A 3,114-nucleotide genomic window follows, 5' to 3' on the forward strand; every position below is an offset into this window, starting at 1 on the left:
AGTTCCAAAACGCCCCATTTTGGCCGATCTCTGCGTTGGCCTCAAATTTCGCACGAAGTGACACGTAGTGAAGCATAAGCGCTAATCTTTAGCGCTATCCTCGAAATACCCGATGTATTCCTGTGGTTGAAATTTTCGCCCGCCTTGAGCTTGACCAAACTGAAACGTTTTGAAAGTGGCTCATAAGTTAATTAAATTAATTTTTAGTAAAAAAGCTAAATGTGGTTACCCTGACTCAGAGAATTTTGGAGAAAGTTCCAGACAAATTTCTGGCAGGTCTTTCAGTAATTAATTTTTATGACGATGAAAAGTATCCAATCGTTAGATATTTGAAGGGGAAGCCATTTTCAAAGCCATCAAGAATTGATGTGTTTATGGGTGGAGTCGCATCAAAGCAAAAGTATTCTTTGATGCACTTCAACTTTGTAATCCTACAATCGCAAACCATGTCGTTCAATATTTTCAGCCAAAATCAAAGGATCAGGATCAATAAAATAATTGACGCCAATTGTTATAAACTGTAAACTGCGTCATCATTTTATGTTGTGAACCATAATAAGTATAATCTGTTTGCTGAAGAACAGGAATAATTTCTTACAACTTATTTACCAAATGGTGGCTCAGCAGTTTCAAGGGAAATACAGATAAAAAAAGCAACTATTGGCAACTTGATCCGCTATAAGCTTATTATTGATTCTGACAATTTCGCAATAAACCAATATGTAAATTAATCTCCAGAAATTGCGAGAAATATATGAGTAAAACCAAAGGACAAATAGAAGCCGAAATCTGTGAGTCCGTGATAAAATTTGAAAAAGAATACATGGGTCGCGGTCCGCTCGAAACCAAGGCTTATATTATTGATGACATTGTATTGGTGCGGCTGAAAAATGTGCTTACCTTGTCGGAAATCAAGCTGGCTGAAGCGACTGACCGCAGAGACGGACGCGAATTAATAAAACGCATACGGATTACACTGCTTGAGCAAGGCCGCCCTTTGCTGGAAGCAGCAATAGAGGAAATTGTAGGGGTAAAAGTAATAAGCTTGCACACTGATATAAGTACGGTTACCGGTGAGCGGGTTATTCTTTTTTCCTTGGAGTTTTCCCCCACCTTTTTTCCAAATCGCAACTGAACTTAATGATTTATTTGCTTGGTATAGGGATAAAATAATTTTCTTGACAGGGATGGAACCTAATGTTAGAAAAAATTGAAATTGATCTGTTTGCGGGATGGCGTTGCGGCGAACTCCTGTAGAAGGATTGAGATTTGGAATAATTACCTGAAAGTTTGAACGGGCCCTGAACCGGCAGGTTAAGGGTGCGGAAAAAATATAAGGCCATGATTCGTTTGATACAGACGAATCATGGCCTTTTTTTTTGCATAATAAGAAAGAACTCATACCTAAATTAAACGGATTTTATAGCTCGTTTTTTTAAAAAGCGGATTACGTAAAAGGATAGGGGCTTTCGGAGCATAACATGTTTGATAAAGTTTTGATTGCCAACCGTGGCGAAATCGCAATTCGAATAATTCACACTTGCAAACGTATGGGCATCCATACAGTGGGAGTGTATTCAGACGCTGATTGCCATAGCCCGCATCGCCGGATTGCTGATGAAGCGGTCTATATCGGTGGGTCGGGCATTCAGGAATCCTATCTTAACGAGGAAAGGATTATTTCTGCGGCACTGGCCACAGGCTGCAGGGCCGTGCATCCTGGGTATGGTTTTTTATCCGAAAACGCCCGGTTTGCAAGAAAGGTGGAGGCTGCCGGCTTAATTTTTGTTGGTCCTCCGGCTGGAGTTATTTCCATAATGTCCGACAAAATCGCTGCCAAGGATCTGGCTATCAAGGCTGGAATACCGGTTATTCCTGGCTGCACTGATACCCTGAAGGACGAAGACGAGGCTTTGGCTTTGGCGGAGTCTATCGGTTATCCGGTAGTGCTCAAGCCAGCAACAGGAAGTGGAGGAAAAGGTATCAGTATTGTGCACGAACCTGCTGAAATGGAGTTTGCGATAGCTGCCAGTCGCCGGGAAACACGCAAGGTTTTTGGTAACAGCAGGATTTTTATGGAGCGGTTTGTTGAGCAGTCACACCTTGTGGACATTCAGATATTGGCTGATTCTTTTGGCAATGTGGTTCACCTTGGCGAAAGGGAATGCCTGGTTCAGCAACAATATAAGAAAATAATCGCGGAATCACCTTCGCCTGCTGTATCCGTAGAGCTAAGGCAGCATATGGGGGAAGCCGCCTGCAATTTGGCCCGTAAGGCCGGTTATGTGAATGCCGGCACGGTGGAGTTTATGGTAGATGCTCAAGAAAAGTTCTATTTTCTCGAGATAAACAATAGTCTTTCGGTGGAGCATACGGTCACGGAATTGCTGACAGGGCTTGACCTTGTCGAACTTCAGTTTCAAATTGCCTGCGGCAACCCGCTGCCATCTCTCTGCACAAAAGCGATTTTAGACGGATCGGTAATAGAAGCTCATGTTTGCGCAGAAATTCCAAGAAGAAACTTTATTGCATCAACCGGTATCATTACCACTTATGCTGAGCCGGCAGGAAATGAGATCAGGATAGATAGCGGGGTAAAAACTGGCTCTATAATCGATGCCTGCCATGATTCTCTGCTATCCAAGATTATTTGTCAGGGCAAAGACAGAGAAGCTGCACGCAGCACTCTTGAGGAAGCATTGAATAACTATCAGATTGATGGGATTGTCACTAATATTGATTTTATAAACAGCCTTCTTTGTCATCCTGAATTTGTCAAAGGCAATTACACCGCAGGTTTTATAGAGCGGTATTTTAAATTATAATTTAAGATCAAAAGATGAAAAATAATACCAGCAGAAAAAGAGGTAATACATAAACAATTTGCAGATACTGGAGGAATCGTTACCGATGTTCTTAGTTCGTAACAAAAGAAAAAACAACAATTAAATAGGGAGAAAAGTATGACCCAACAAAAGGAAAAATATATTATTGGTATAGATACCGGGGGAACCTTTACCGACACGGTTATCATTGATAAGCACGGAAAAGTAACTATCGGTAAGGCTCTTACTAACTATGGGGATCTTAAGGCCGGTGTTATCAGCTCTTTGA

Annotated in this window: 3 protein-coding genes; all 3 read left to right on the forward strand. The window is 41.6% G+C overall.

What is annotated here, in order from left to right:
• Positions 1-754: 754 nt before the first annotated feature.
• Positions 755-1,135 (forward strand): DUF2294 domain-containing protein, encoded by a 381-nt coding sequence (locus KKC46_18575; GenBank protein MBU1055809.1) that lies wholly within the window; start codon positions 755-757, stop codon positions 1,133-1,135.
• Positions 1,136-1,481: 346 nt separating this feature from the next.
• On the forward strand, positions 1,482-2,825 hold the full coding sequence (locus KKC46_18580) for an ATP-grasp domain-containing protein (protein ID MBU1055810.1): 1,344 nt from the start codon (positions 1,482-1,484) through the stop codon (positions 2,823-2,825).
• A gap of 138 nt (positions 2,826-2,963) precedes the next feature.
• Positions 2,964-3,114: hypothetical protein (locus KKC46_18585; GenBank protein MBU1055811.1), on the forward strand; the 151-nt coding region annotated here is incomplete at its 3' end.

Source organism: Pseudomonadota bacterium (assembly GCA_018817425.1).
GTDB lineage: Bacteria > Desulfobacterota > Desulfobacteria > Desulfobacterales > RPRI01 > RPRI01.